The sequence below is a fragment of the Streptomyces sp. NBC_01314 genome, from assembly GCF_041435215.1.
In the GTDB taxonomy this organism is placed as follows: Bacteria; Actinomycetota; Actinomycetes; order Streptomycetales; family Streptomycetaceae; genus Streptomyces.
Genome location: NZ_CP108394.1, coordinates 5,089,610 through 5,111,655, shown reverse-complemented (window position 1 = coordinate 5,111,655; position 22,046 = coordinate 5,089,610). Strand labels below are relative to the sequence as shown.

Genomic DNA, 22,046 nt, shown 5'->3' with positions numbered 1-22,046 from the left:
GGGCCTCGGCGGCACATTGTCGTGCGGGCGGGGCAGTATGGGGCCATGACTGAGAGCAACGGGTCCACCCCGCAGCAGCAGAGCGGGTCCATGCCCGACTGGGAGAAGAGGTTCCGGGCGCCGAGGGTGTCCCTGCCGGACTGGGCGGAGGACGCACCGCACCGCTCGCTGTTCGTCTCGAACGCCACGGGCACGTACGAGTTGTACGCATGGGACCGCGCCACCGGCGAGCAGCGCCAGGCCACGAACCGGGCCAACGGCACGACGGACGGCGTGCTCTCGCCCGACGGCGAGTGGATCTGGTGGTTCGACGACAAGGACGGCGACGAGTTCGGCGTCTGGCGCCGCCAGCCGTTCCACGGCGGCCCGGACGAGGAGGGATCCCCGGGTCTGGACCCGTCGTACCCGGCGGGCCTGGCCCTCGGCCGCGACGGCCGTACGGCGATCGTCGGCCGCTCCACGGACGAGGACGGCTCCACGATCCATCTGTCCCGGCAGGGCGAGGCCCCCGTCGAGATCTACCGCCACCGTGAGTCGGCCGGCGTCGGCGACCTCTCGCACGACGGCTCGCTGATCGCGATCGAGCACACCGAGCACGGCGACGCGATGCACTCGGCGCTGCGCGTGGTCCGGGCGGACGGCACGACGGTCGCCGAGCTCGACGACACCAAGGGCGGCACGGTCGAACTGGGCCTGGAGGTGCTGGGTTTCGCCCCCGTCGAGGGCGACACCCGGCTGCTCATCGGCCATCAGCGGGGCGGTCGCTGGGAGCCGCTCGTCTGGGACGTGGCCTCCGGCGAGGAGACCGACCTCGGACTCTCCGGCCGGCTGGAGGGCGACCTGAGCGCCGAGTGGTATCCGGACGGCTCCGACCTGCTCGTCGCCCACAGCTTCGAGGCCCGCAGCGAGCTGTTCCGCTACGACCTGGCGTCCCGAGCCCTGGAGCGCGTGGACACCCCGCGAGGCACCGTCTCCGGGGCCACGGCCCGCCCCGACGGCAGTATCGAGTACCTGTGGTCCTCGGCCGCCGAACCGCCGGTCGTCCGCTCCACCACGGGCGAGGTGGTCCTTGACCCACCGGGTCCGAAGTCCCCCGGCTCGGTGGCGGTGGAGGACGTGTGGGTGGACACACCGGGCGGCCGCGTCCACGCCCTCGTCCAGCGCCCGGCGGGAGCCTCCGGCCCGTACCCGACCGTCTTCGACATCCACGGCGGCCCGACCTGGCACGACAGCGACGCCTTCGCGGCAGGACCGGCCGCCTGGCTGGACCACGGGTACGCGGTGATCCGTATCAACTACCGGGGCTCCACGGGCTACGGCCGCGCCTGGACCGACGCCCTCAAGCACCGGGTCGGCCTGATCGAGCTGGAGGACATCGCGGCGGTCCGGGAGTGGGCGGTGACCTCCGGTTTCGCCGACCCGGACCGGCTCGTCCTCACCGGCGGCTCCTGGGGCGGCTACCTCACCCTCCTCGGCCTCGGCACCGAGCCGGACGCCTGGAAGCTCGGCATCGCCGCCGTCCCTGTCGCCGACTACGTCACCGCGTACCACGACGAGATGGAGGCGCTCAAGGCCATGGACCGCACCCTCCTGGGCGGTACGCCCGAGGAGGTCCCCGAGCGTTTCGAGGCCTCGTCGCCCCTGACGTACGTCGACGCGGTGAAAGCCCCCGTCTACATCTCCGCAGGCGTCAACGACCCCCGCTGCCCCATCCGCCAGATCGACAACTACGTCGGCCGGCTCGCCGCCCGCTCCGCCGTCCACGAGGTCTACCGCTACGACGCCGGCCACGGCTCCCTGGTCGTCGACGAACGCATCAAACAGCTCCGCCTGGAACTGGACTTCGCCGAACGCCACCTGGGGGCCCGCACCTGACGACCCCAACATCCCGCGCCCCGAGAGGGGCGCGGGGAACGGCGCGAGCAACCACGCCCCCTCACGCAGCCACCAGAACCTCCTCCGCGGCCGCCAGCAACCCCACAAGCGTGGCCCGGGCCCGGGCGACCCGTGACCGGACCGTCCCGATCGGGCATCCGGTCAGCTCCGCCGCGTCCTCGTAGGACAGCCCCAGCATCTGGGTGAGTATGAACGCCTCCCGCCGCTCCTCGGGCAGCGCCCCCAGCAGATCGGTGAGGGCGACACCGTCGTCGAAGCCGGGCAGCCCGCGCGGCTGGGCGTACTCGACGGCCAGCCGCCAGTCCGGTACGTCGGACAGCCGGGGCCGGGTCGCCGCGTACCGGAAGCTGTCGGTCACCGCTCGGCGGGCGATGGACAGCAGCCACGTACGGGCGGAGCAGCGCCCCTCGAACCGGTGCAGGCTGCCGAGCGCCCGCAGGAACGTGTCCTGGGTGAGGTCGTTCACCGCCTGCGGGTCCGCGCAGAGATGGGCGACGAACCGCTGGACGTCACGGTGCAGCGCGCCGACGAACCGCTCGACGGCCTCCGGGTCCCCACCGCGGGCGGCGAGCGCCCAGGCGGTTATGGACTCGTCGGTCGTGGACCGGGCCTGCGGGATCGAGGAAGCCTGCGGGGTCGAGGAAGTCCGCGGGGTCGACGCGGGCAGCGGAGTAAGGGTGATCACCTGGTGTCCTTTTCGGGTCATCCGGGATCCGGACCAGCGACACGGGCACGTGGGCGCACACAGCGGCACAGCGGCACAGCGGCACAGCGGCACAGCCGTACAGACAGACGGTTGGGCGGGGTGCGAGGTGGGTGTGCGCGTACGTGGGAACGCGTCCGGCGGTCCGGCGAGGAAGGGAAGCCGGCCGTACGGCACGCGCGGGGGCGGCGTACGGCCGAAGCCCGAGGCGTGTGCCGTGTCGGCCGCCTCAGGTAACCGGCTGTCGTCAGATGACAGCGGTCCCGGCGGGCGGACCCCGAGAGGTGATCGCATGGACGAGAAGGAGCCGGCGCGGCGAACGGTTCGCACGGCCGCGGCGCACCCGGGCGCGCGGACGCTCCGCCGCGACGGGCAGCGCGAGCGACAGCCGCAGCGGTGCGGCCAGCCAGCCGGCCACGGCCCGCAGCAGCCCGAAGGCGGCGCGTTCGCCGTACGCCAGCCACAGACCGCAGAGCAGCGCGGCCAGCAGATGCGCGGCGAGCATGCCGGACGAGGACGCGTACATGGACGCGAGTGAGGACATGAGCGACGAAGAGGACGCGGACGAGCCGTCCAGAAGGTACCCGGTGTGGTCCACATGGCCCATGTGACCGGCCGTACCCGTGGGGACCGTGTGAATCATGTGGGCGGAACCCATGTCCATGAGATCCGTCGAGCCGGTGGAAACCGTCGAACTCATCGAGCCCGTTGGGCCGTTGGCGGCCATCGGGCCCGACGGCTGCGCCAGCTCGAAGCCCGAGTGGAGGGCCGTCTGGGCGGCGACCACGACGGACGTGATCAGCGGGAGCCCGCGCTCACGTCCGGCCAGGCACCAGCCGACGGCACCGGTCGCGGCGGCCCCTGCGGCCATGGCCCACCAGGGGACATGGCTGCCGGACATCATCACGTGGCCCAGGGCGGCGAGCAGCACACAGACGGCCGCGAACATCGCGGCGCGTGTCGTGCGCGAACCCCACCCTGCGGTCATGGCGCCCCATCCTCGTATCCGGACACCGCCGTCGCCCCGTCCCTCTTGAGTACGGATTTCCACCCGCCGTCGCACTCACACCACCAACTGTGATCCGGATCACCAAGGAACCGGTCGCGTCGATGAGGCAGTCTTCTGCCTCGTGGGGACCCCTTCGCAGCACAACAGCCGTACCGGTCCGGGCAGACAGGCAGGTCCGGCCTACCCGGCCGACTCAACCGGGGCGCCCGGCACGACCGGGACGCCCGGTCGGGCTGGAACACCCGGAACACCCGGAGCATCCGGAACACCCGGTCCGGGCACGCCGTCCGGTCCGCCCGGCGCGGGCCGGCAACCCGTCCCGAGCGCGCGGAGCAGGCCGGCCGCCGACTCCGGCGCGCACATGGTCGTCTGCGGGGACGACGGGCTGGCGCACCGGCTCGCCGCCGAACTGCGGACCGTGTACCGGGAACAGGTGACGCTCGTCGTGCCGCCCACGGCACGCACCGCGCAGCGGCCGGTCGTCGGGCGCGCCCGGACCGCCGCCGCGCTCCTCGACCGGATGACGGCGGCGGTCAACCGGGCCACGGGCGTCGGCGATCCGGCGGCCGGCGACCGGACCGGAGAGCGGGGCGACCGGGGCGGCGGCGAGCGGGTGCTGGAGGCCGGGGAGGCCACCGAGGCGGTGCTCGCCGAGGCCGGGGTGGAGCGGGCCGCCGCGCTGGCACTGGTGTACGACGACGACGAGACCAACATCCGCGCGGCCCTCACCGCCCGGCGCCTCAACCCGCGCCTGCGACTCGTCCTGCGGCTCTACAACCGTCGCTTGGGGCAGTACATCGAGGAACTCCTCGACCAGGCCTCGGCGTTGGCGGCGGGTGACGCCGAGGCCGACGGGGTCGACGGCTTCGGCGCGTCGACGACCGTTCTCTCCGACGCCGACACGGCCGCGCCCGCGCTGGCCGCGACCGCCGTCGCCGGGACCAGCAAGGTCGTCCAGACGGACGGGCTGATGCTGCGGGCCGTGGAACGTCCGCCGGGCCGGAGCGGCCAGAGCCCGGGAGGCCTGTGCACGCTCGCGCTTCTGTCGGCCACGACCAACGACCCCGCCGGAACCGAGGGTTCCGAAGGCAGCGGCGAGCGTGGCCCCCAACTCCTGCCCGACGAAAGGGCGGTGGCCGAGGCCACCGGACGCGGCACCATCGTCCTCGACACCGTGCGTTACGCGGGACCCGCGCTCCCGCCCGGCCGGGCGAGCGGCGGATCACTCGGGGCCTTCGGCGCGTTCGGGTCGCTGCTCTCGCGCCGGTTGCGGTGGTCTCTCGCGGGGATGATCGGGTGTGTGTTGGCCCTCGCCGTCGCCCAGATGGTGATCACCGGGGAGCACCCGCTCCAGGCGACGTACGCGACCCTCCTCGACCTCTTCGGGACCGCCGACCCGGCGACCGACCAGAGCGACTCCCGCCAGGTCCTCCAACTCCTCTCCGGCCTGATGGGCTTACTCCTGCTGCCCGTGCTCCTGGCTGCCGTCCTGGAGGCCCTCGGCACCTTCCGCAGCGGCAGCGCCTTGCGCAAACCGCCGCGCGGCCTCTCCGGACACGTCGTCCTCCTCGGCCTCGGCAAGATCGGCACCCGCGTGCTCGCCCGCCTGCGGGAGCTCCACATCCCGGTCGTCTGCGTCGAGGTGGACCCCGAGGCGCGCGGCCTCGCGGAGGCCCGTCGTCTACGGGTGCCGGTCATCCTCGGCGACGTGACCCAGGAAGGTGTCCTGGAGGCCGCCAAGATCCACCGCGCCCATGCCCTCCTCGCCGTCACCAGCTCCGACACGACGAACCTCGAAGCCGGCCTGTACGCCCGTTCCGTACGCCCCGACCTGCGCGTCGTCCTCCGCCTCTACGACGACGACTTCGCCACCGCCGTCTATCGCACTCTGCGCGCCGCCCACCCGGGCGCCCTCACCCGCAGCCGCAGCGTCACGCACCTCGCCGCCCCCGCGTTCGCCGGCGCGATGATGGGCCGCCAGATCCTGGGCGCGATCCCCGTCGAACGCCGCGTCCTCCTCTTCGCCGCCGTCGAGGTCCGTGGCCACCCCCGCCTGGAGGGCCGAACCGTCGCGGAGGCCTTCCGCGCGGGCGCCTGGCGGGTCCTGGCCCTCGACACGGCCGCCCCCGGAGAATCGGACACCGAACGGGCGCCGGGGGAGGCCGGTTCGGGCCTCGTCTGGGACCTGCCGCCCACGTACGTCCTCCGCGCCGAGGACCGCGTGGTGCTGGCGGCCACGCGGCGGGGGTTGGCGGAGCTGTTGGGGAGACGGGCGAGGACGGGGGCGTAGCGCTGGGCCGTGATCGTCGGTGCGGTCGGTGCGGTCGGTGCGGTCGGTGCGGTCGGTGCGGCCGGTGGGGCCGGTGGGGCTGGTCGCGCGGGGAGCTGCGCGAGCAACCACACACGACCCGCACCCGGCGCTCCTCCTGGTCAGCCCACCCCGGCGGATCGCGCGGGTTGCTCGTGCTCGCAAGCGTCGTCGATCCCGTACGTGTCCCACGCGGGGAACGGATCGCCGACGGCCGCCGCGGGAACACCCTCGCCCAAGCCCATCAGACAACCGGCCAGGGCCGAACACAGCGCATCCGCCCGCAACTCCGTCCCGATGAACACCAACTCCTGTGCGTACGGGGTCTCCTGCGCGTGCGCGGCCTCGTCGTCCCGCGCGGCGGACGGCTCGAAGCGGGCGACGGACCCGGCCTGCGACCACAGCCCGACCACACGCGGCCGACTGGCGAGCGTGAAGAACCCCTTGGAGCGCAGGACGTGCCCGAAGGCGCCGCTGTCGAGCGCCTCGGTCACGAAGGTCCACAACCGCTCCGGGTGGAAGGGCAGTTCGGACCGGAAGACGGTCGAGGAGATGCCGTACTCCTCGGTCTCCGGCACATGGTCCCCGTTCAGCTCCCGCACCCACCCCGGCGCCTGCTCAGCCCGTTCCAGGTCGAACGCCCCCGTGCCGAGCACCTCCGCGACCCGTACCCGGCCATGGCTGACCGGCACGATCCGCGCGGCCGGGTTGAGCCGGGCCAGCGTCGCCGCGAGCCGCTCGGCGGTCGCCGCGTCGACGAGGTCGAGCTTGTTCAGGACGATCACATCGGCGAACTCCACCTGGTCCATCAGTAGATCGCTCACCGTGCGCTCGTCGTCCTCGTACTGGTCGAGCCCCCGCGCCACGAGCTCGTCCCCACCCGCCAGCTCCGGCAGGAAGTTCACCGCGTCGACCACCGTGACCATGGTGTCGAGCCGGGCGAGATCCCCGAGCGTGGCGCCGTCGTCGCGCGCGAAGGCGAAGGTGGCGGCGACGGGCATCGGTTCGGAGATCCCCGAACTCTCGATGAGGAGATAGTCGAAACGGCCCTCCCGCGCCAGCCGGTCCACCTCCTCCAGCAGATCGTCGCGCAGGGTGCAGCAGATGCACCCGTTGGTCATCTCGACCAGCCGCTCCTCGGTGCGCGACAGCGAGGCCTCGCCGCCCCGCACGAGGGCGGCGTCGATGTTGATCTCGCTCATGTCGTTGACGATGACCGCCACACGGAGTCCCTCGCGATTGGCGAGGACATGGTTCAGCAGGGTGGTCTTGCCCGCACCGAGGAACCCGGAGAGGACGGTGACGGGCAGCCGTTCGTTCGCCATGGTCAAGCTCTCGATCCTGGATCCTCGATCTCCGGTCCTCAGCCCTCGGGGTGGATCAGCCCGCGCTCGTACGCCTTCAGCAGCCGCTGCGGTACGAGGTGGGTGGCGCCGTCGACGGTGAACGGCACCAACGGGGGTGTGCTCGCCTTCCACTGGGCGCGACGGTGGCGGGTGTTGCTGCGGGACATCTTCCGCTTGGGTACGGCCATGGGGTCCTCCTCCACAGGCTTCACAGGTGATGGACCGGACGCTACATGAAAATGGATCCCATTACTAAAAGGGCTTTCCCGGGGTCGGGACTGTGGCCGTGGCCACGACCGTGAGCAACCCCGACGCGAGCGCCGTATGGGAGGGAAGGGGGCCGAACCGGCCCCACTCGGCCCAGCCGTTCCCTACGGAGGTACCGTCCCCCGTGGCCACAACCAAGGAAGAAGCGCCCCAGCGCGGGCGGCACCTCGACCCACCCCTGGTCCTCACCATGCTGCTGGTCCTGGCGGTCGTGGTGCAGGGTCCCCTGCGCGGTCTGCTGTCCGCCCCCGTGACGCAGAGCTGGATGACGGTGTTCGTGGCGGTGGTCGTGCAGGCCCTGCCGTTCCTGGTCATCGGGGTGCTGCTGTCGGCGGCCATCGCGGTGTTCGTACCGGCGTCGTTCTTCGCCCGCGCCCTGCCGAAGCGGCCCGCGCTGGCGGTACCGGTGGCGGGCATGGCCGGGGTGGTGCTGCCGGGCTGCGAGTGCGCCTCGGTGCCGGTGGCGGGAGCCCTCGTACGCCGGGGTGTGGCACCCGCGGCGGCGCTCGCCTTCCTCCTCTCCGCCCCCGCGATCAACCCGATCGTCCTGACCGCGACCGCCGTGGCCTTCCCGGGGAACCCCGAGATGGTGCTGGCCAGGTTCGTGGCGAGTCTGCTGGTGGCCTGCACGATGGGCTGGCTGTGGCAACGGCTGGGCCGCGGCGAGTGGATGCGCCCGCCGGAGCGGCCGTCCTACGAGGGACAGAGCAAGGGCGCCGCCTTCTGGGGCTCGGTGCGGCACGACGTGATGCACGCCGGCGGGTTCCTGGTCGTCGGCGCCATGGCGGCGGCCACGCTCAAGGCGGTCGTCCCGGCGAGCTGGCTGAACGCCGCCGCCGACAACCCCGTCATCGCCATCCTCGCCCTCGCGGTTCTGGCCGTGCTGCTGTCGATCTGCTCGGAGGCGGACGCGTTCGTGGCGGCCTCCCTGACCCAGTTCTCCCTGACCTCCCGGCTGGCCTTCCTGGTCGTCGGCCCGATGATCGACCTGAAACTCTTCGCCATGCAGACCGCCACCTTCGGCCGCGCCTTCGCGCTCCGCTTCGCCCCAGCCACCTTCACCCTCGCGATCCTGGTGTCGGCCCTCGTCGGGGCGGTGCTGCTGTGAACCGCCAGGCCCAGACCGTGATCCTCTTCCTCACCGGCGGCGCTCTCCTCCACGCGGGCTTCACCGACCTCTACCTCCGCTACGTCAAGGCCGGCCTCCGCCCCCTCCTCATCGGCGCGGGCGTCGTCCTCATAGCCGCCGCTGTCGCCACGGTCCTGTACGAACGCCGGGCGCGGCGCCAGGGCGACGAGCAGCACACCCATCACGAACCCCGGGTCTCCTGGCTCCTCGTCCTGCCCCTGCTCGCCCTCGTCCTGGTCGCCCCGCCCGCCGCCGGTTCCTACACCGCGATGCGCACCGGCTCGGCGCTCCAGCAGCAGCCCTGGGGCTACCCCACCCTCCCCGCCGACGGCCCCCTCCGGCTGAGCGTCGCCGACTACGCCGGCCGCGCGATCTACGACAAGGGCCGCGCCCTCGCCGGCCGCCCGCTCAAGGTCACCGGATTCCTCGCCCTCGACGGTTCCGGCAACCCGTACCTCGTCCGCATGGCGCTCAACTGCTGTGCCGCCGACGCCCAGCCCGTCAAGATCGCCCTCACCGGCGAACTCCCGGCCGTCCTCCGGCCCGACACCTGGATCGAGGTCACCGGCACCTACACCCCGAAGCGGACCAAGGACCCCCTCAACGGCACCGCCGTCCCCTACCTCGACGTCACCACCACCAAGCCGGTCAAGGCCCCCCAGGACCCGTACGACGAGGCCTGAAACGGCTGAGGGTGCGGGAGCGTCTGGCCGGCCGGCGCCAACAGGTGCTGCTGGCGGGCTGAGCAAGGGCGGCCGCTACGGCCTCTACGACCTCGCGCCGGACGACCTGGCCGTCGTACAGGCGGTCGTACAGGCCATCCGAGAGTCCGAGGGGTCCCGAGGGTCCGAGGGGTCCGAGGGGTCCGAGGCATGAAAGGGCCCGGTCGCTGGCGACGGGGGATGCACCAGCGACCGGGCTATGGCCAAGGCTAACAAGGCTGGTCGTGGGACGGGAGCCGACTGCTCGACTGCGTTGACAAGTTGTGATCGGTATCACGTGCGTGCCGATGACCGGCCAAACGTTTGTTAGCTGGTCACGGTGCCGCTGGACACCCCGAGCAGGTTGCTGCCGGGGCTGAAGGACAGGAAGTGACCGGTCCTGGCGTTGGGGCTCATCGACCGGCCGATGGGGGAGGCGTCGGCGGGGCGGGTGACGTCCCTGAGGTGAACGGTGCTGTCGTTGCCCCCGCTGGCCAGGGTTCGGCCGTCCGGGCTGTAGACGAGGTCGCTGACCGCGCCGCGGTGGGCGGTGAGGGCTCCGCCGAGCCGGGTGGACCGGGCCGGTTCGGCCACGTTCCACAGACGGATGGTGCCGTCCGCGCTGCCGCTGGCGAGCGTGCGACCGTCCGGACCGAAGACGAGGGCGAGGATGTAACCCTTGTGGCCGGTGAGGGGCTTGCCGAGCGGGACGACGTGGGACGGATCGCTGACGTTCCACAGCTGGACGTCGTGGTCGCCGTAGGAGGTGGCCAGGACGCGCCCGTCCGGGCTGTAGGCCTGCGCGTCGGTGTACAGGATCCGCAACGCGAGGGGTGACCCCCGCAGGACCGGGCGGGCGGGCTCGCTGACGTCCCACAGGTACAGCGCCCGGTTCCCGGCCACGATCGAGAGGGTGCGGCCGTCGGGGGAGAACGTCAGGGAGCGATTGCCGCTGTCCAGGCCACCGGCGTAGCGCCCGCAAACACGCCACATCATGTCGCACGCTCCCGGCCGGCCTCAGCGACGCCCCAGCTCCGCCACCTCCACAACCGACCTCGATCCGCGTCCTCCTGACACGGATCGACACCCCCGCGCCGTCCGGCACCGGTCCCTCCCCACGTGGGGAGGGACCGGTGCCGGACGAAGCGATCCCACGGCGGCGAGAGGCCGCACCCGCCCGCACCCGCCCGCACCCGAGCGGAGATCGAGCAGAGCGAGATCACGCGTACCGTCACTGACGAACCAGCGCCCTTCTGCATCGGCGCCCTTCTGTATCGGCGTCTCTCTGCATCGGTACCCTCTGAACCGGCACTCGCAGAACTCGTCTTCGCAGAACTCGTCTTCGCGCAACTCGTCTTCGCACAACTCGTCCCTCGGGAACGGACCCGCAAGCGTGACCGACCCCTTGAAGGACCCGCGGTTCTTCGCCGATCCCTACCCGACCTACGCTCGGCTGCGAGACGCCGCGCCGGTGCAGAAGGTGCCCACCGGCTCGGGAGGGCGCCACAGCTACCTGGTCACGGGCTATGCGGAGGCGCGGGAGGCCTTCGCCGACCCCCGGCTCTCGAAGGACACCACGCGGTTCTTCGCCGACCGCCCGTCGCAGCGCGACCTCCATCCGGCCGTCTCCCGGAACATGCTCGCCACCGACCCCCCGGAGCACGCCCGGCTACGGGCCCTGGTGACGAAGGCGTTCACGACGGGGGCCGTCGCGCGGTTGCGCCCCTACATCGCCGCCCTGGTCGACGACCTGCTCGACACCTGGCCCGACCACGGAACGGTGGACCTGGTCGAGAGCCTCGCGGTACCGCTGCCGGTCACCGTCATCTGCGAGATGCTGGGGATCCCCGAGTCCGACCGTCCACTCGTGCGCACATGGTCGAGCGACCTGTTCGCCGCCGGCGACCCGGCCCGGATCGACGCCGCCTCACACGCCGTCGCCGACTACATGACCGACCTCGTCGCAGCCAAGCGCAGCGAGCCCGGCGAGAGCCTGCTCGACGCCCTCATCGCCGCACGCGACGGGCAGGACAGGCAGGACGGGCAGGACCGGCTGACCGAGGACGAACTCGTCTCACTGGCCGTCCTCCTCCTCGTGGCCGGCCACGAGACCACCACCAACTTCATCGGCAACGCGGCCCTGGCCCTCCTCCAACACCCGGAGTCACTAGCCCGCCTGAGGGCCGAGCCGCACCTCCTCGGGAGCGCGTTGGACGAACTGCTGCGCTTCGACTCGCCCGTCGGCATCGCCACGTTCCGCTACAGCACGGAGGAGCTCACCCTCGGCGGCACCCTGATCCCCGCAGGGGTCCCGGTCCTCATCGCCCCCGGCGCCGCCAACCGCGACCCCGCCCGCTTCCCCGCCCCGGACCACCTCGACCTCAACCGCGGCACCACCGGCCACCTGGCGTTCGGCCACGGCATCCACCGGTGCCTGGGCGCCCCCCTGGCCCGCATCGAAGCCGAACTCGCCCTCCACGCCGTCATCTCCCGCTACCCCGACATCCAGCTCGCAGCCTCCACCGAGAACCTGAACTGGCGCCACACCCGCCTGATGCGCGGCCTCACCTCCCTGCCCCTCACCGTGTGAGCCGAACCGCCGAGACGTACCGACGGGTATGCGGAGACGATCAATCCGAGCAAGCACGCGGCCAATCCGAGCAAGCACGCGGCCAAACCGGGCAAGCGCGCGTCGTCACGCAGTCGGACACCCACCCCGTTTGCTGGGCGGAACCCCCAACTGGCCCTCCAACGCCGTGTACGCGCGCTCGACCTCACCCAGGTACTGCTCCAGGCGGAAGCGAACCTCCTCGACGGGCCCGTCATCGAAGCCCGGGTATGCCAGGTCGGACCAGATGACCGTCTCGCCCCGGAGCCGGACCCGGACGGTCAGCCTGTCCGGCCCCGCCTCGGGCTGCTTGTCGGTCGCCACATCCACCGTGCGCGGCATATCCGTCGGATAGAGCGGTCCGCCGGGGCGGAGCAGCCGCCCAGGACCGAGGCCGACCATTCGGCTGTCGCTGCGCGTGATCATGTCGAGGCCGTCGACGAAGAGGTACGTGTGAACAGCGGTACACGCCGGCGGCCCAGGACACGCGCTGATGAACAGCGTGCTCACCGCACCATCGCCGTGCCCATCGGGCCCGACGCTCCTCACCTCGCGCGGCGCCCTACGAGGCATCCGCCTGCTGTGACGTCATGGACCGATGCTAGCGGCCACACCACAGCCTGAAAGGTCGCACACCACATCCGGCCTGACCGGGCAGACGATGAGCGGCGCATTCCTTCCTTTTCATCGCGACACGCCACTAGAGGTCGGCCTGGGAGGGAAACCTCGCGGCAATTCGAAGATCAGAACAGGTCTCCCTCCTGGCATGGCTCCGCCAAACCCCAAACTGTCCACGATGGCTTTTACTGTGCGGTACGCGGACGGCCGTCACGGTCGGAACAACGCATGGACCAGGGGAAATGCGGCGGTGCCGGGCAGTTTGGGCGATGCGTCGGATGGCTTGTTCAAGGTGCTTGCAGGGGGCACATTATTACCGCATGATGGGTTTCCCTTTACTTGTGCGAAAATGTTGAATCCTTTTCGATGGTGCGGGGTGAGTGTGGTAAACGGGGGAGAGATGGTGGGGTACGAAGGGCGTGATTGCGCCATGCCCCGCCTGGCTGCCGGATGGGAGCCTCGGTCGCGGCAGCGGCCGTGTGCGCGTCCTCCGTCGCCGTTCAGGGCTTCGTCCGAGACGAGCCAGGACGCCTTGTGCTGTCGGGCACGCCCGAACGCGCTATGTCGCACGTGTGCCAGGAGGTCACGCGGCTCGACGTGCTCGCGACCGCGTCCCGTTGCCTCCTTGATGTCCCGAGAGCCCTTTTCGAACGTCGACCCACGACCTGTATGACCGCGTCATTCGCACGCAGTCGCGGGTGCGACGCCGTGTGCGACCTAGCCGCGCCCGTGTCGATCGGATGATCTGCGCTGCAGGCTCCGCGGTCGCGGGCCCCCTTTGTGCCGCAGCGAGAGCAGCCCCTCAGGAGGAAAGCCCCCATGTCCGTCATTCGCGTGCTCCTCGCCTGCGAGAACAAACTCTTACGGGACGCCGTGTCCGGGGTTCTCGCCCCGCAGCAGGACATTCGGATCCTGGGCGCGGCCGGTGGGAGACACCTCGTACGCCGCGCCGCCGAGTGGCATCCCCACGTGGTGATACTCGTCCCGTGGGCGACCGCTGCGGCAGCCCATGCCGTGTACGTCCTGCGAAGAGTGGCGCCGAGGAGCGCGGTGCTGGTGCTCAGCACCCGCGACGCCGACCGCACCCAGTTCCTGGCGGCGGGCGCGCACGGATGCCTGCCCGCGCAATCGGGTCAGGAGGCGTTGCTGGCCGCCGTACGAGAGTTGTCGGTGACACGTGCTGCCACTCCCGTGCCGCAGTCGGACATCACACTGTCGCCGCGTCAGCGGGAGGTGCTCGGCCTGGCTGCGGAGGCGCTGTCGAACAAGCAGATAGCCCGGATCCTGGATATCAGCATCGGCACCGTCAAACGGCATCTGCACGTCGTCTTTCAGAAGTTGGGAGCGGTGTCCCGGCTGGACGCGGTCGCACGAGCCCATTCCGCAGGCCTGCTGCCCGTCGCCCACGGGCCGGCCGCATCGCTGTCGAAGTCCGTCGACCGTCGCATCCTTGCGAAGACCTGACATGGCTTGACGTAGATCTGACGTGGACGGGATTGTGCCGGGGAGGAAGAGCGAAGAAAGTAGTGAGTACGTTCCGGTGCGTTGTTCCCGAAAGAATCCCGGGGATGAGGCGGAGTGGGATTGCTCGAACCGTTGAGCCTCGTCTGCCTGGCGACAGGGTTGCGAATTGGTGAATGGAGTCCCCGTGATCAATGTGTTTCAGCCCAGCCTGGGGCGGGAAGAACTCCAGGCCATCGCAGAGGTCTTCTCGGACAACTGGCCCGGGCATGGGGTGCGGACTGCTGCATTCGAGAAGGAATTCGCGGAACATATCGGTGTGCCCGGCGAGAGCGTACTGTTCCTGAACAACGCCACGGCTGGACTCTTCCTTGCCATGGAGTTGCTGGAGCTGGAGCCGGGCGATGAGGTGGTGCTCCCGTCGGTGAGCTTTGTGTCGGCGGCCAACGCCATTGCGGCCACCGGCGCGGTCCCTGTCTTCTGTGACGTGGACCCCTACACGCTCAACCCCGCCGTCGAGGACGTCGAGCGTGCGTTGACGCCCCGGACGCGAGCCGTGTGCGTCCTGCACTACGGCGGATACCCGGGGGAGGTCGCACGTATTGCGGAACTGTGCCGAAGCCGCAGAATTCCGCTGTTGGAGGATGCGGCCTGTGGCGTCGCCTCCCGCGTGGAAGGCCGGTCCTGCGGCACATTCGGAGAATTGGCGACCTGGAGTTTCGACTCCATGAAAACCCTGGTCACCGGTGACGGCGGAATGCTCTATGTGCAGGACGAGAAGCTGATGGCGACTGCCCGCCGCCTGGCCTACTACGGCACCAGGCAGAAGAGTGGGTTCAGTTCCGCACGCGTCTCCGACCGGTGGTGGGAACTGGATGTGGAAGGGTTCGGGCGGCGGCTCATAGGAAACGATCTGACGGCGGCGATAGGCCGCGTGCAGTTGCGCAGATTGCCCGACTTCATCTCCGCCCGTGAAAAGGCCGCAGCCTGCTATACCGCATCGCTGGCGGACGTGGAAGGCGTGCGGCTTCCGCCTCCTGCGCCACCCGGCCACACTCTGTCCCACTATTTCTATTGGGTGCAACTGGACAACGGTATTCGGGACCGGGTGGCCGCAGACCTCCGGGACCGAGGTATCTACACCACGTTTCGGTATCCGCCACTGCACCGTGTCCCGGCATATGGATTCCGCGGGACTCTGCCGGCCACCGACCGGGCGGCGGAGGAGACCCTGCTGCTGCCCCTCCACCAGGGGCTGTCCGAGCAGGACGTGGACCAGGTGGTGCGCGAACTCGGGGCTGCGGTGGCTCGGCGGGGCGGTGGGGGCACATGAAGGTCCGGCCCACGGCCCTCGAAGGGGCGTACACCGTCGAGCCCGAGCACCTCGACGACATACGCGGCACGTTCTATGAGGCGCTGCGCACCGAGGAACTGGAGCAGGCCACTGGACGGCCCTTCGTCGTGTCGCAGGTCAACTACTCGGTTTCCCGATACAACACCCTGCGTGGTCTGCACGGCGTCACCGATCCGCCGGGGCAGGCGAAGGTCGTCACCTGTGTGCGGGGTGCGCTGCGCGACATCATCGTCGATCTTCGGCCCCAGAGCCCCACGTTCGGTGACTGGCACGTGAGCGTCCTCGACGCAGCCAGGGGAAACGCGGTGCTGATCCCTGAGGGATTCGGGCACGGCTTCCTCGCGCTGACGGACGACACCTGCGTCTGCTACCTGCTCTCCACGGTCCATGTCCCCGGCACCCAGATCGACATCGACCCCTTGGACCCCGAACTCGCCCTCCCCTGGGGCTTCGAGGAACCGCCGCTCATGTCGCACAAGGATGCGCGGGCGCAGAGTCTGCGCTCCGCGCTGGCGTCCGGAGTGCTCTCTTCGCGCTTTCCCGAAGACGTCATTGACCTCGACCGCGGTTGAGGTTTTAGGGTCCGAGGGTCCCCCACGGGCCGAGACCGGTCGGCCGTGACTGAGAGGAAGAGTCCACTGATGCAAGAGAGCTCGTTACGGGCGACGAAGCGGGAGTGGATCGGCCTGGCCGTGCTCGCACTTCCATCCATGCTGGTCACCATGGATCTGACCCTGCTGCACCTGGCGGTGCCGCAGATGAGCGCGGACCTGAACCCCAGCAGCTCGCAACTGCTGTGGATCACTGACATCTATGGCTTCCTCATCGCCGGGTTCCTCGTCACGATGGGTACCCTGGGCGACCGCGTGGGACGGAGGCTGCTGCTGCTGCTGGGTTCCGGTGCCTTCGGTGTGGCCTCCGTCCTCACTGCGTACGCGGACACGCCGGAGATGCTCATCCTGACGCGCGGCGTGCTGGGTGTGGCCGGAGCGTGTCTGGCTCCCTCCACCCTGTCGTTGATCCGCAACATGTTCCCCTCACCCGCCCAGCGCACGACCGCGGTCACCATCTGGTCGACCAGCTTCATGCTGGGCGGCGCACTGGGCCCGGTGGTCGGCGGCGTCCTTCTGGAGTACTTCTGGTGGGGCTCGGTCTTCCTGCTGGCCGTGCCGGTGATGGTACTGCTGCTCGCCGTAGGCCCTTTCCTGCTGCCGGAGTACCGCAACCCGGAGGGTGGGCGTGTCGACCTGGTCAGCTCAGTGCTGTCGCTGATTGCCGTGCTCTCCATGATCTACGGCCTCAAGGAGGTGGCCAAGTACGGCCTGGAACCCGTCCCGTTGGGGGCAATCGTGGCCGGGGCGGCCATCGGCTACGTCTTCGTACGGCGTCAGCGCACGCTGACCCACCCCCTGCTCAACCTGAGCCTGTTCGGCAACCGGGCCTTCAGCGCCTCCCTGTCGACCTTGCTGCTCACCGTCATGTTCCTGATGGGAATCCAGTTCGTCATCGCGCAGTTCCTGCAGAGCGTGCTCGAACTCTCGCCCCTCAAGGCGGGGTTGTGGCTGCTGCCTGCAGTGATCGCCGGCATGGTCGCGGCGCTTGCCGCCTCCGGCATCGTCGGCAAGGTGCGTCCGGCCTATGTTTTCGGGGCGGGCATGGTCCTGGCCGCCGTGGGGTTCACGGTGCTCTGGGGAGTCTCCGCAGAGTCCGGGCCCGGCGTGGTGATGCTGGCGTCGATCCTGATGTTCGCCGGTCTGGCCCCGGTCTCCGCGCTCGGCATCGACATGATCGTCGGCGCCGCGCCGCCGGAGCAGGCCGGACCCGCCGCCGCGATCTCGGAGACGTCCAACGAGTTCGGTGGCGCCCTCGGTATCGCCGTGGTCGGCAGCATCGGCACCACCGTCTACCGGGACACCATGGCCGACACCTACCCGGACGGCGTGCCCGCCGGTGCGGACGACACACTCGCCGGCGCACTGGAAGCCGCGGCGCGCATGCCGGGCGAGGCGGGTGAGGCCCTGGCCGCTGCCGCACGCGACGCATTCGCCGAGGGCCTGCAGATCAACTCGTTCGTGGCCATGCCCCTGATGCTCCTCATGGCACTGGGTGTGTCCTTCCTGCTCCGCCAGGTGAAGCCTGCCGCGCAGGAGGAGGAAGCGGCTCCCGCCGAGCAGACCGTCCCCGCCACCGGCGGACCGGAACCCTCGACGGTCAGGTAGGAGCCGGGCCGCGCGAGAGAAGTCGGATCGCACGTCTCACCTTCGCAGGGGTGTCGCCTCACCACGAGGCGGCACCCCTGCTTTCTATGCGCCGCCGTGGTCCGCCGCACGCGGCACGTGGCGGAGGAGAGGAAAGACATGAAGGCCCTGGTGCTCGCGGGCGGAGCGGGAACCCGCTTACGTCCGTTCAGTTACTCGATGCCCAAACAGCTCATACCCATCGCGAACAAGCCCGTCCTCGCGCATGTCCTGGAGAACATCAGAGACCTGGCTGTGACGGACGTCGGCATCATCGTGGGCGATCGCCCCTCGGAGATCGTCGAGGCGGTCGGCGACGGATCCCGGTTCGGTCTGAGGATCACGTACATACCGCAGACGGAGCCCCTCGGACTGGCGCACTGTGTGCTGCTCGCCCGCGACTTCCTGGGCGACGACGACTTCGTCATGTACCTCGGCGACAACATGCTCCCTGAAGGGGTGGGGGACATCGCCGCCGAGTTCCGCGCGCGGCGGCCGGACGCCCAAGTCGTCGTGCACAAGGTGGACAACCCCCAGGCGTTCGGCGTCGCCGAACTCGACGCGGAGGGCTCCCTCCTGCGGCTCGTGGAGAAGCCGCGCAGGCCGCGCAGCGATCTCGCCCTCATCGGCGTGTACTTCTTCACGCCCGCCATCCACGAGGCGGTCGCGGCGATCAGCCCGAGCAGCCGGGGAGAACTCGAGATCACCGACGCCGTCCAGTGGCTGCTCAGCAACGGCGCGCCGGTGACGGCCAGCAGGTACACGGGCTACTGGCGGGACACGGGCCGGGTCGAGGACGTCCTGGAGTGCAACCGCGTCCTGCTGCGGGATCTCAAGCCCTTGATCGAGGGCGTGGTGGACGAGTCCTGCCACATCCGCGGGCCGATCGTCGTCGAGGCCGGCGCCCGGGTGACCCGCTCGTGCATCGACGGGCCGGCCATCATCGGCGCCGACACCGTCGTCGAGGACAGCCACATCGGCCCGAACACGTCCATCGGACGAGGCTGCGAACTGCGGGGCACCCACATCGACTTCTCCATCGCTCTGGACGGCGCCCGGGTATCGCACGTCACCGGACTGCACGGTTCGCTGATCGGCCGCGGCGCGACGGTCGGTCCCCGTCCGGACCGGACCGCGCACCACCGGCTGGTCGTCGGTGACCACACGCACATCGAGGTGTCGGCATGAGAATCATGGTCACCGGGGGTGCCGGTTTCATCGGCTCGCACTACGTACGCACCCTCCTCTTGGGCGGGTACCCGGGAAGCGACAGCGTCTCGGTCACCGTGTTGGACAACCTCACGTACGCGGGAAACCGGGCGAACCTCCCTCCGTCCCATCCGCGCCTGGACTTCGTACGCGGCGACGTATGTGACCCGTCCCTGCTGCGGGAACTGCTTCCCGGGCACGACGCCGTGGTGCACTTCGCCGCGGAGTCCCATGTGGACCGGTCCCTCGTGTCCGCCGGGGAGTTCATCCGCACGAACGTCGGCGGCACGCACGCCGTACTCGACGCGGCCCTCGCCACGGGCGTACCGCGGGCCGTGCACATCTCCACCGACGAGGTCTACGGCTCCATCGACCACGGGTCCTGGACGGAGGAGTCACCGCTCCTGCCCAACTCCCCGTACGCCGCGAGCAAGGCAGCGGCGGACCTGGTCGCCCGCTCCTACTTCAGGACGTACGGCCTCGACGTCTCCATCACTCGCTGCTCGAACAACTACGGCCCGTACCAGCATCCGGAGAAGCTGATCCCGCTGTTCGTCACCCATCTGCTGGAGGGACGGACCGTCCCGCTCTACGGCACGGGCGACAACCGGCGCGAGTGGCTGCACGTGGACGACCACTGCCGCGCGGTGCACAGAGTGCTCCTCGGCGGCAGGGCCGGCGAGGTCTACAACATCGGCAGCGGCAGCGAGTACAGCAACCTCTCGGTGACGGAACGGCTGGTCGAGCTGTGTGACGCCGATCGTTCCGCGATCCGCTACGTCACCGACCGCAAGGGGCACGACCGCCGCTACGCGCTCGACGACACCAAGATCCGTGAGGAACTGGGCTACGCGCCCGCGATCTCCTTCGTCGACGGCCTGGCGGACACGGTCGACTGGTACCGGTCGAACCCGGCCTGGTGGAAGGCCGCGAAGTACGGAACCGACGGCGAGCAGAGCACGGACGGCAATGCCGCCGACGCGCGGATCGCGGGTCACGAGGGGGCGTGGGCCCGGTGACGGGGCAGCACACGGCGGCCGCGGTGGGCCCGCGCTCGCCGGCGCGGATCCTGCGGCCCCGGTCGGACCTCACGCACGGTGACCGTGTCGCTGCCTCGCTGGCCGTGCGGGACAGCGCGGTGAAACCCACCGCTGAGGTGACCCGATGGCTGGCGGAGCGGCGCGACGCCCACGCCTTCCGGGTGAACCGGATCCCCTTGCGTGAACTCGACGGGTGGCACTTCGCCCCGGGCACGGGCGACCTCGTCCACCGTAGCGGGCGGTTCTTCACGATCGCGGGGCTGGAGGTGTCGATCGAGGGGAGTTACGCGACGTCCTGGCAGCAGCCGGTGATCCGGCAGCCCGAGACCGGAATCCTGGGACTGCTCGCCAAGGAGATCGACGGTGTCCTGCACTTCCTGATGCAGGCCAAGATGGAGCCGGGGAATCCGGACCTCCTCCAGCTCTCGCCCACGGTCCAGGCCACCCGCAGCAACTACACGCGGGCCCACGGAGGGGCGAGGGTCAAGTACCTCGACTACTTCGTCGGACCCGAGCCGGGCCGTGACCACGTCCTCGCGGACTCCCTCCAGTCCGAGCACGGCTCCTGGTTCTACCGCAAGAGCAACCGCAACATGGTGGTGGAGACTCGGGACGATCCTCCCGAGGACAAGGACTTCTGCTGGCTCACCCTCGGCCAGATCGGCGAGCTCCTCCGTCTCGACGACGTCGTGAACATGGACGCACGATCGGTGCTCGCCTGCGTGCTCCCCGACCGTGGCGCGACGGCGCTGCACACCGACACGGACGTGGTCTCCTGGCTGACCGCGGAGAGGTCCCGGCAACTGCTGCTGGCCGGTCCGCGGCCACTGTGTGACGTAGCGGAATGGACCGTCGGCGAGGAGGCGATCGAGCGCCCCGACGGCCGCTACTTCCAGGTGGTGGCCGTCGCGGCCGAGGCGCCCAGCCGGGAGGTGACCGGCTGGTCCCAGCCTCTCGTCGAGCCCCGAGGAGAGGGGATCGCCGCATTTCTGACCCGCCGGATCGGAGGTGTACGGCATTTCCTGGCACAGGCCCGCGCAGAAGGGGGCCTGGTGCACGGACCGGAGATCGCGCCCACGGTCCAGTGCACGCCCGGGAACTACGCGCACCTTCCGGCGCCGGAGCGACCTCCGTTCCTGGACGATGTCCTCGCCTGTGCCGGAAGCCCACGGATCCGGTACGAGGCTGTCCACTCCGAGGAGGGGGGGCGGTTCCTGAACGCCCAGAGCCGCTATCTGGTCATCGAGGCGGACGAGGCCCAGTCGTCCCCCGAACCACCGTGCGGCTATCGCTGGGTGACGTACGGCCAGCTCGCGGCCTTGGCCCGGTACGGGCACTGCCTGAACGTCCAGGCCAGGACCCTGCTCGCCTGTATCGGCACCATCCCCGAGTTACAAGGAGACGCCCCGTGAACGTCGATTCCACGACGGAATCCATGGCCTACAGCACCGAGCACGCCGAGATATACGACAGGATTCACGCGAGCCGCGGTAGGGACTGGGCCGCCGAAGCCGACACCCTCGCGGACCTGGCCCTGCGACTGCGGCCCGGATCCTTGTCTCTCCTCGACATCGCCTGTGGCACGGGTGAGCACCTGAGGCGCTTCGCTGAGCGCTTCACGACCGTGGCAGGGGTGGAACTCTCGCGGGGTATGTGCGAGATCGCCCGGCGAAAGCAGCCTGGAGTCCCCGTCCACCACGGCGACATGCGCGCCTTCGATCTGGGACGGCGCTTCGATGTCGTCACCTGCATGTGCTTCTCGCTGGCCTACATGGCCTCGACCGACGAGCTCAACCAGGCGGTCGCGAACATGGCGCGGCATCTCGACCCGGGTGGTGTCGCCATCGCCGAGCCGTGGTGGTTCCCGGAGAGGTTCCTCGACGGGTTCGTGTCGGGCGCGGTGGCCCAGGACGAGCGAGGCGTGATCAGTCGCGTCTCGCACTCCGTCCGGGACGGGCGCAGAAGCCGTATGACCGTCCGCTACACGGTCGCCGAAGTGGCCGGCATCAAGGACTTCACCGAAACCGAAGTGCACTCGCTGTTCACCCGTGACGAGTACGAGACGGCCTTTCTCCTCGCCGGTCTGAAGGCGGAGTTCCGCGAAGGCGGGCCCAACGGCAGGGGTCTGTTCGTCGCGACGCACACGTGACCCACGACCGC

Annotated in this window: 18 protein-coding genes and 1 pseudogene; 13 read left to right on the top strand and 6 right to left on the bottom strand. The window is 70.2% G+C overall.

From position 1 onward, the window contains the following. Positions 1–45: 45 nt before the first annotated feature. A complete protein-coding gene (locus tag OG622_RS22320) occupies positions 46–1,875 on the top strand; it encodes a prolyl oligopeptidase family serine peptidase (RefSeq protein ID WP_371578394.1) in 1,830 nt (609 codons plus the stop codon). A 61-nt stretch (positions 1,876–1,936) separates the two neighbouring features. Here the strand turns inward: OG622_RS22320 and OG622_RS22315 are convergent, their stop codons facing one another. After that, positions 1,937–2,602, bottom strand: coding sequence for a sigma-70 family RNA polymerase sigma factor (locus OG622_RS22315; protein ID WP_371578393.1), 666 nt, complete (start codon positions 2,600–2,602; stop codon positions 1,937–1,939). Positions 2,603–2,846: 244 nt separating this feature from the next. Next, positions 2,847–3,587, bottom strand: coding sequence for a hypothetical protein (locus OG622_RS22310; protein ID WP_371578392.1), 741 nt, complete (start codon positions 3,585–3,587; stop codon positions 2,847–2,849). A gap of 382 nt (positions 3,588–3,969) precedes the next feature. Here OG622_RS22310 and OG622_RS22305 point away from each other — a divergent pair, with 382 nt between their 5' ends. Continuing rightward, positions 3,970–5,898 carry an NAD-binding protein gene (locus OG622_RS22305; RefSeq protein ID WP_371578391.1) on the top strand — a complete coding sequence of 643 codons (1,929 nt, stop codon included), beginning with the start codon at positions 3,970–3,972 and terminating at the stop codon, positions 5,896–5,898. Positions 5,899–6,038: 140 nt separating this feature from the next. Here the strand turns inward: OG622_RS22305 and OG622_RS22300 are convergent, their stop codons facing one another. Further along, positions 6,039–7,241, bottom strand: a complete 1,203-nt coding sequence (locus OG622_RS22300) for a GTP-binding protein (protein ID WP_371584176.1) — start codon at positions 7,239–7,241, stop codon at positions 6,039–6,041. Between the two features lie 38 nt (positions 7,242–7,279). Next, complete coding sequence (gene rpmF / locus OG622_RS22295; protein WP_371578390.1) at positions 7,280–7,450, bottom strand: 50S ribosomal protein L32; 171 nt, start codon at positions 7,448–7,450, stop codon at positions 7,280–7,282. Between the two features lie 203 nt (positions 7,451–7,653). On the opposite strand from rpmF, the gene OG622_RS22290 reads away from it, so the two are divergent. Continuing rightward, positions 7,654–8,637, top strand: coding sequence for a permease (locus OG622_RS22290; protein ID WP_371578389.1), 984 nt, complete (start codon positions 7,654–7,656; stop codon positions 8,635–8,637). Continuing rightward, positions 8,634–9,341 (top strand): TIGR03943 family protein, encoded by a 708-nt coding sequence (locus OG622_RS22285; RefSeq protein WP_371578388.1) that lies wholly within the window; start codon positions 8,634–8,636, stop codon positions 9,339–9,341. Before OG622_RS22290 ends, OG622_RS22285 begins: the two co-directional genes overlap by 4 nt. 351 nt (positions 9,342–9,692) lie before the next feature. On the opposite strand, the pseudogene OG622_RS22280 reads toward OG622_RS22285, so the two are convergent. Further along, positions 9,693–10,316 (bottom strand): annotated as a pseudogene (locus OG622_RS22280) (WD40 repeat domain-containing protein); the annotation flags it as partial. A 436-nt stretch (positions 10,317–10,752) separates the two neighbouring features. Between OG622_RS22280 and OG622_RS22275 the strand changes: the two are divergent. Then, positions 10,753–11,949 carry a cytochrome P450 gene (locus tag OG622_RS22275; protein WP_371578387.1) on the top strand — a complete coding sequence of 399 codons (1,197 nt, stop codon included), beginning with the start codon at positions 10,753–10,755 and terminating at the stop codon, positions 11,947–11,949. Between the two features lie 105 nt (positions 11,950–12,054). Here OG622_RS22275 and OG622_RS22270 read toward each other — a convergent pair whose 3' ends face one another. Further along, positions 12,055–12,393, bottom strand: coding sequence for a hypothetical protein (locus OG622_RS22270; RefSeq protein WP_371578386.1), 339 nt, complete (start codon positions 12,391–12,393; stop codon positions 12,055–12,057). 1,011 nt (positions 12,394–13,404) lie between these two features. Here OG622_RS22270 and OG622_RS22265 point away from each other — a divergent pair. From OG622_RS22265 to OG622_RS22230, 8 genes are all read left to right on the top strand, one after another. Continuing rightward, complete coding sequence (locus OG622_RS22265) at positions 13,405–14,049, top strand: response regulator transcription factor (RefSeq protein ID WP_371578385.1); 645 nt, start codon at positions 13,405–13,407, stop codon at positions 14,047–14,049. Between the two features lie 184 nt (positions 14,050–14,233). Continuing rightward, positions 14,234–15,379 (top strand): DegT/DnrJ/EryC1/StrS family aminotransferase, encoded by a 1,146-nt coding sequence (locus tag OG622_RS22260; protein WP_371578384.1) that lies wholly within the window; start codon positions 14,234–14,236, stop codon positions 15,377–15,379. Further along, complete coding sequence (locus OG622_RS22255; protein ID WP_371578383.1) at positions 15,376–15,972, top strand: dTDP-4-dehydrorhamnose 3,5-epimerase family protein; 597 nt, start codon at positions 15,376–15,378, stop codon at positions 15,970–15,972. The genes OG622_RS22260 and OG622_RS22255 overlap by 4 nt, the downstream gene beginning before the upstream one ends. Positions 15,973–16,041: 69 nt before the next feature. Continuing rightward, positions 16,042–17,619, top strand: a complete 1,578-nt coding sequence (locus OG622_RS22250) for an MFS transporter (RefSeq protein WP_371578382.1) — start codon at positions 16,042–16,044, stop codon at positions 17,617–17,619. 138 nt (positions 17,620–17,757) lie between these two features. Then, positions 17,758–18,825: a glucose-1-phosphate thymidylyltransferase gene (locus tag OG622_RS22245; RefSeq protein ID WP_371578381.1), complete on the top strand. Its 1,068-nt coding sequence runs from the start codon at positions 17,758–17,760 to the stop codon at positions 18,823–18,825. After that, a complete protein-coding gene (gene rfbB / locus OG622_RS22240) occupies positions 18,822–19,865 on the top strand; it encodes a dTDP-glucose 4,6-dehydratase (RefSeq protein WP_371578380.1) in 1,044 nt (347 codons plus the stop codon). The genes OG622_RS22245 and rfbB overlap by 4 nt, the downstream gene beginning before the upstream one ends. Continuing rightward, the gene (locus tag OG622_RS22235; RefSeq protein WP_371578379.1) at positions 19,862–21,298 is read left to right on the top strand and encodes an NDP-hexose 2,3-dehydratase family protein; all 1,437 of its coding nucleotides are present in this window, start codon (positions 19,862–19,864) and stop codon (positions 21,296–21,298) included. The genes rfbB and OG622_RS22235 overlap by 4 nt, the downstream gene beginning before the upstream one ends. Beyond that, positions 21,295–22,035 carry a class I SAM-dependent methyltransferase gene (locus tag OG622_RS22230; RefSeq protein ID WP_371578378.1) on the top strand — a complete coding sequence of 247 codons (741 nt, stop codon included), beginning with the start codon at positions 21,295–21,297 and terminating at the stop codon, positions 22,033–22,035. Before OG622_RS22235 ends, OG622_RS22230 begins: the two co-directional genes overlap by 4 nt. The last annotated feature ends 11 nt before the right edge of the window (positions 22,036–22,046 follow it).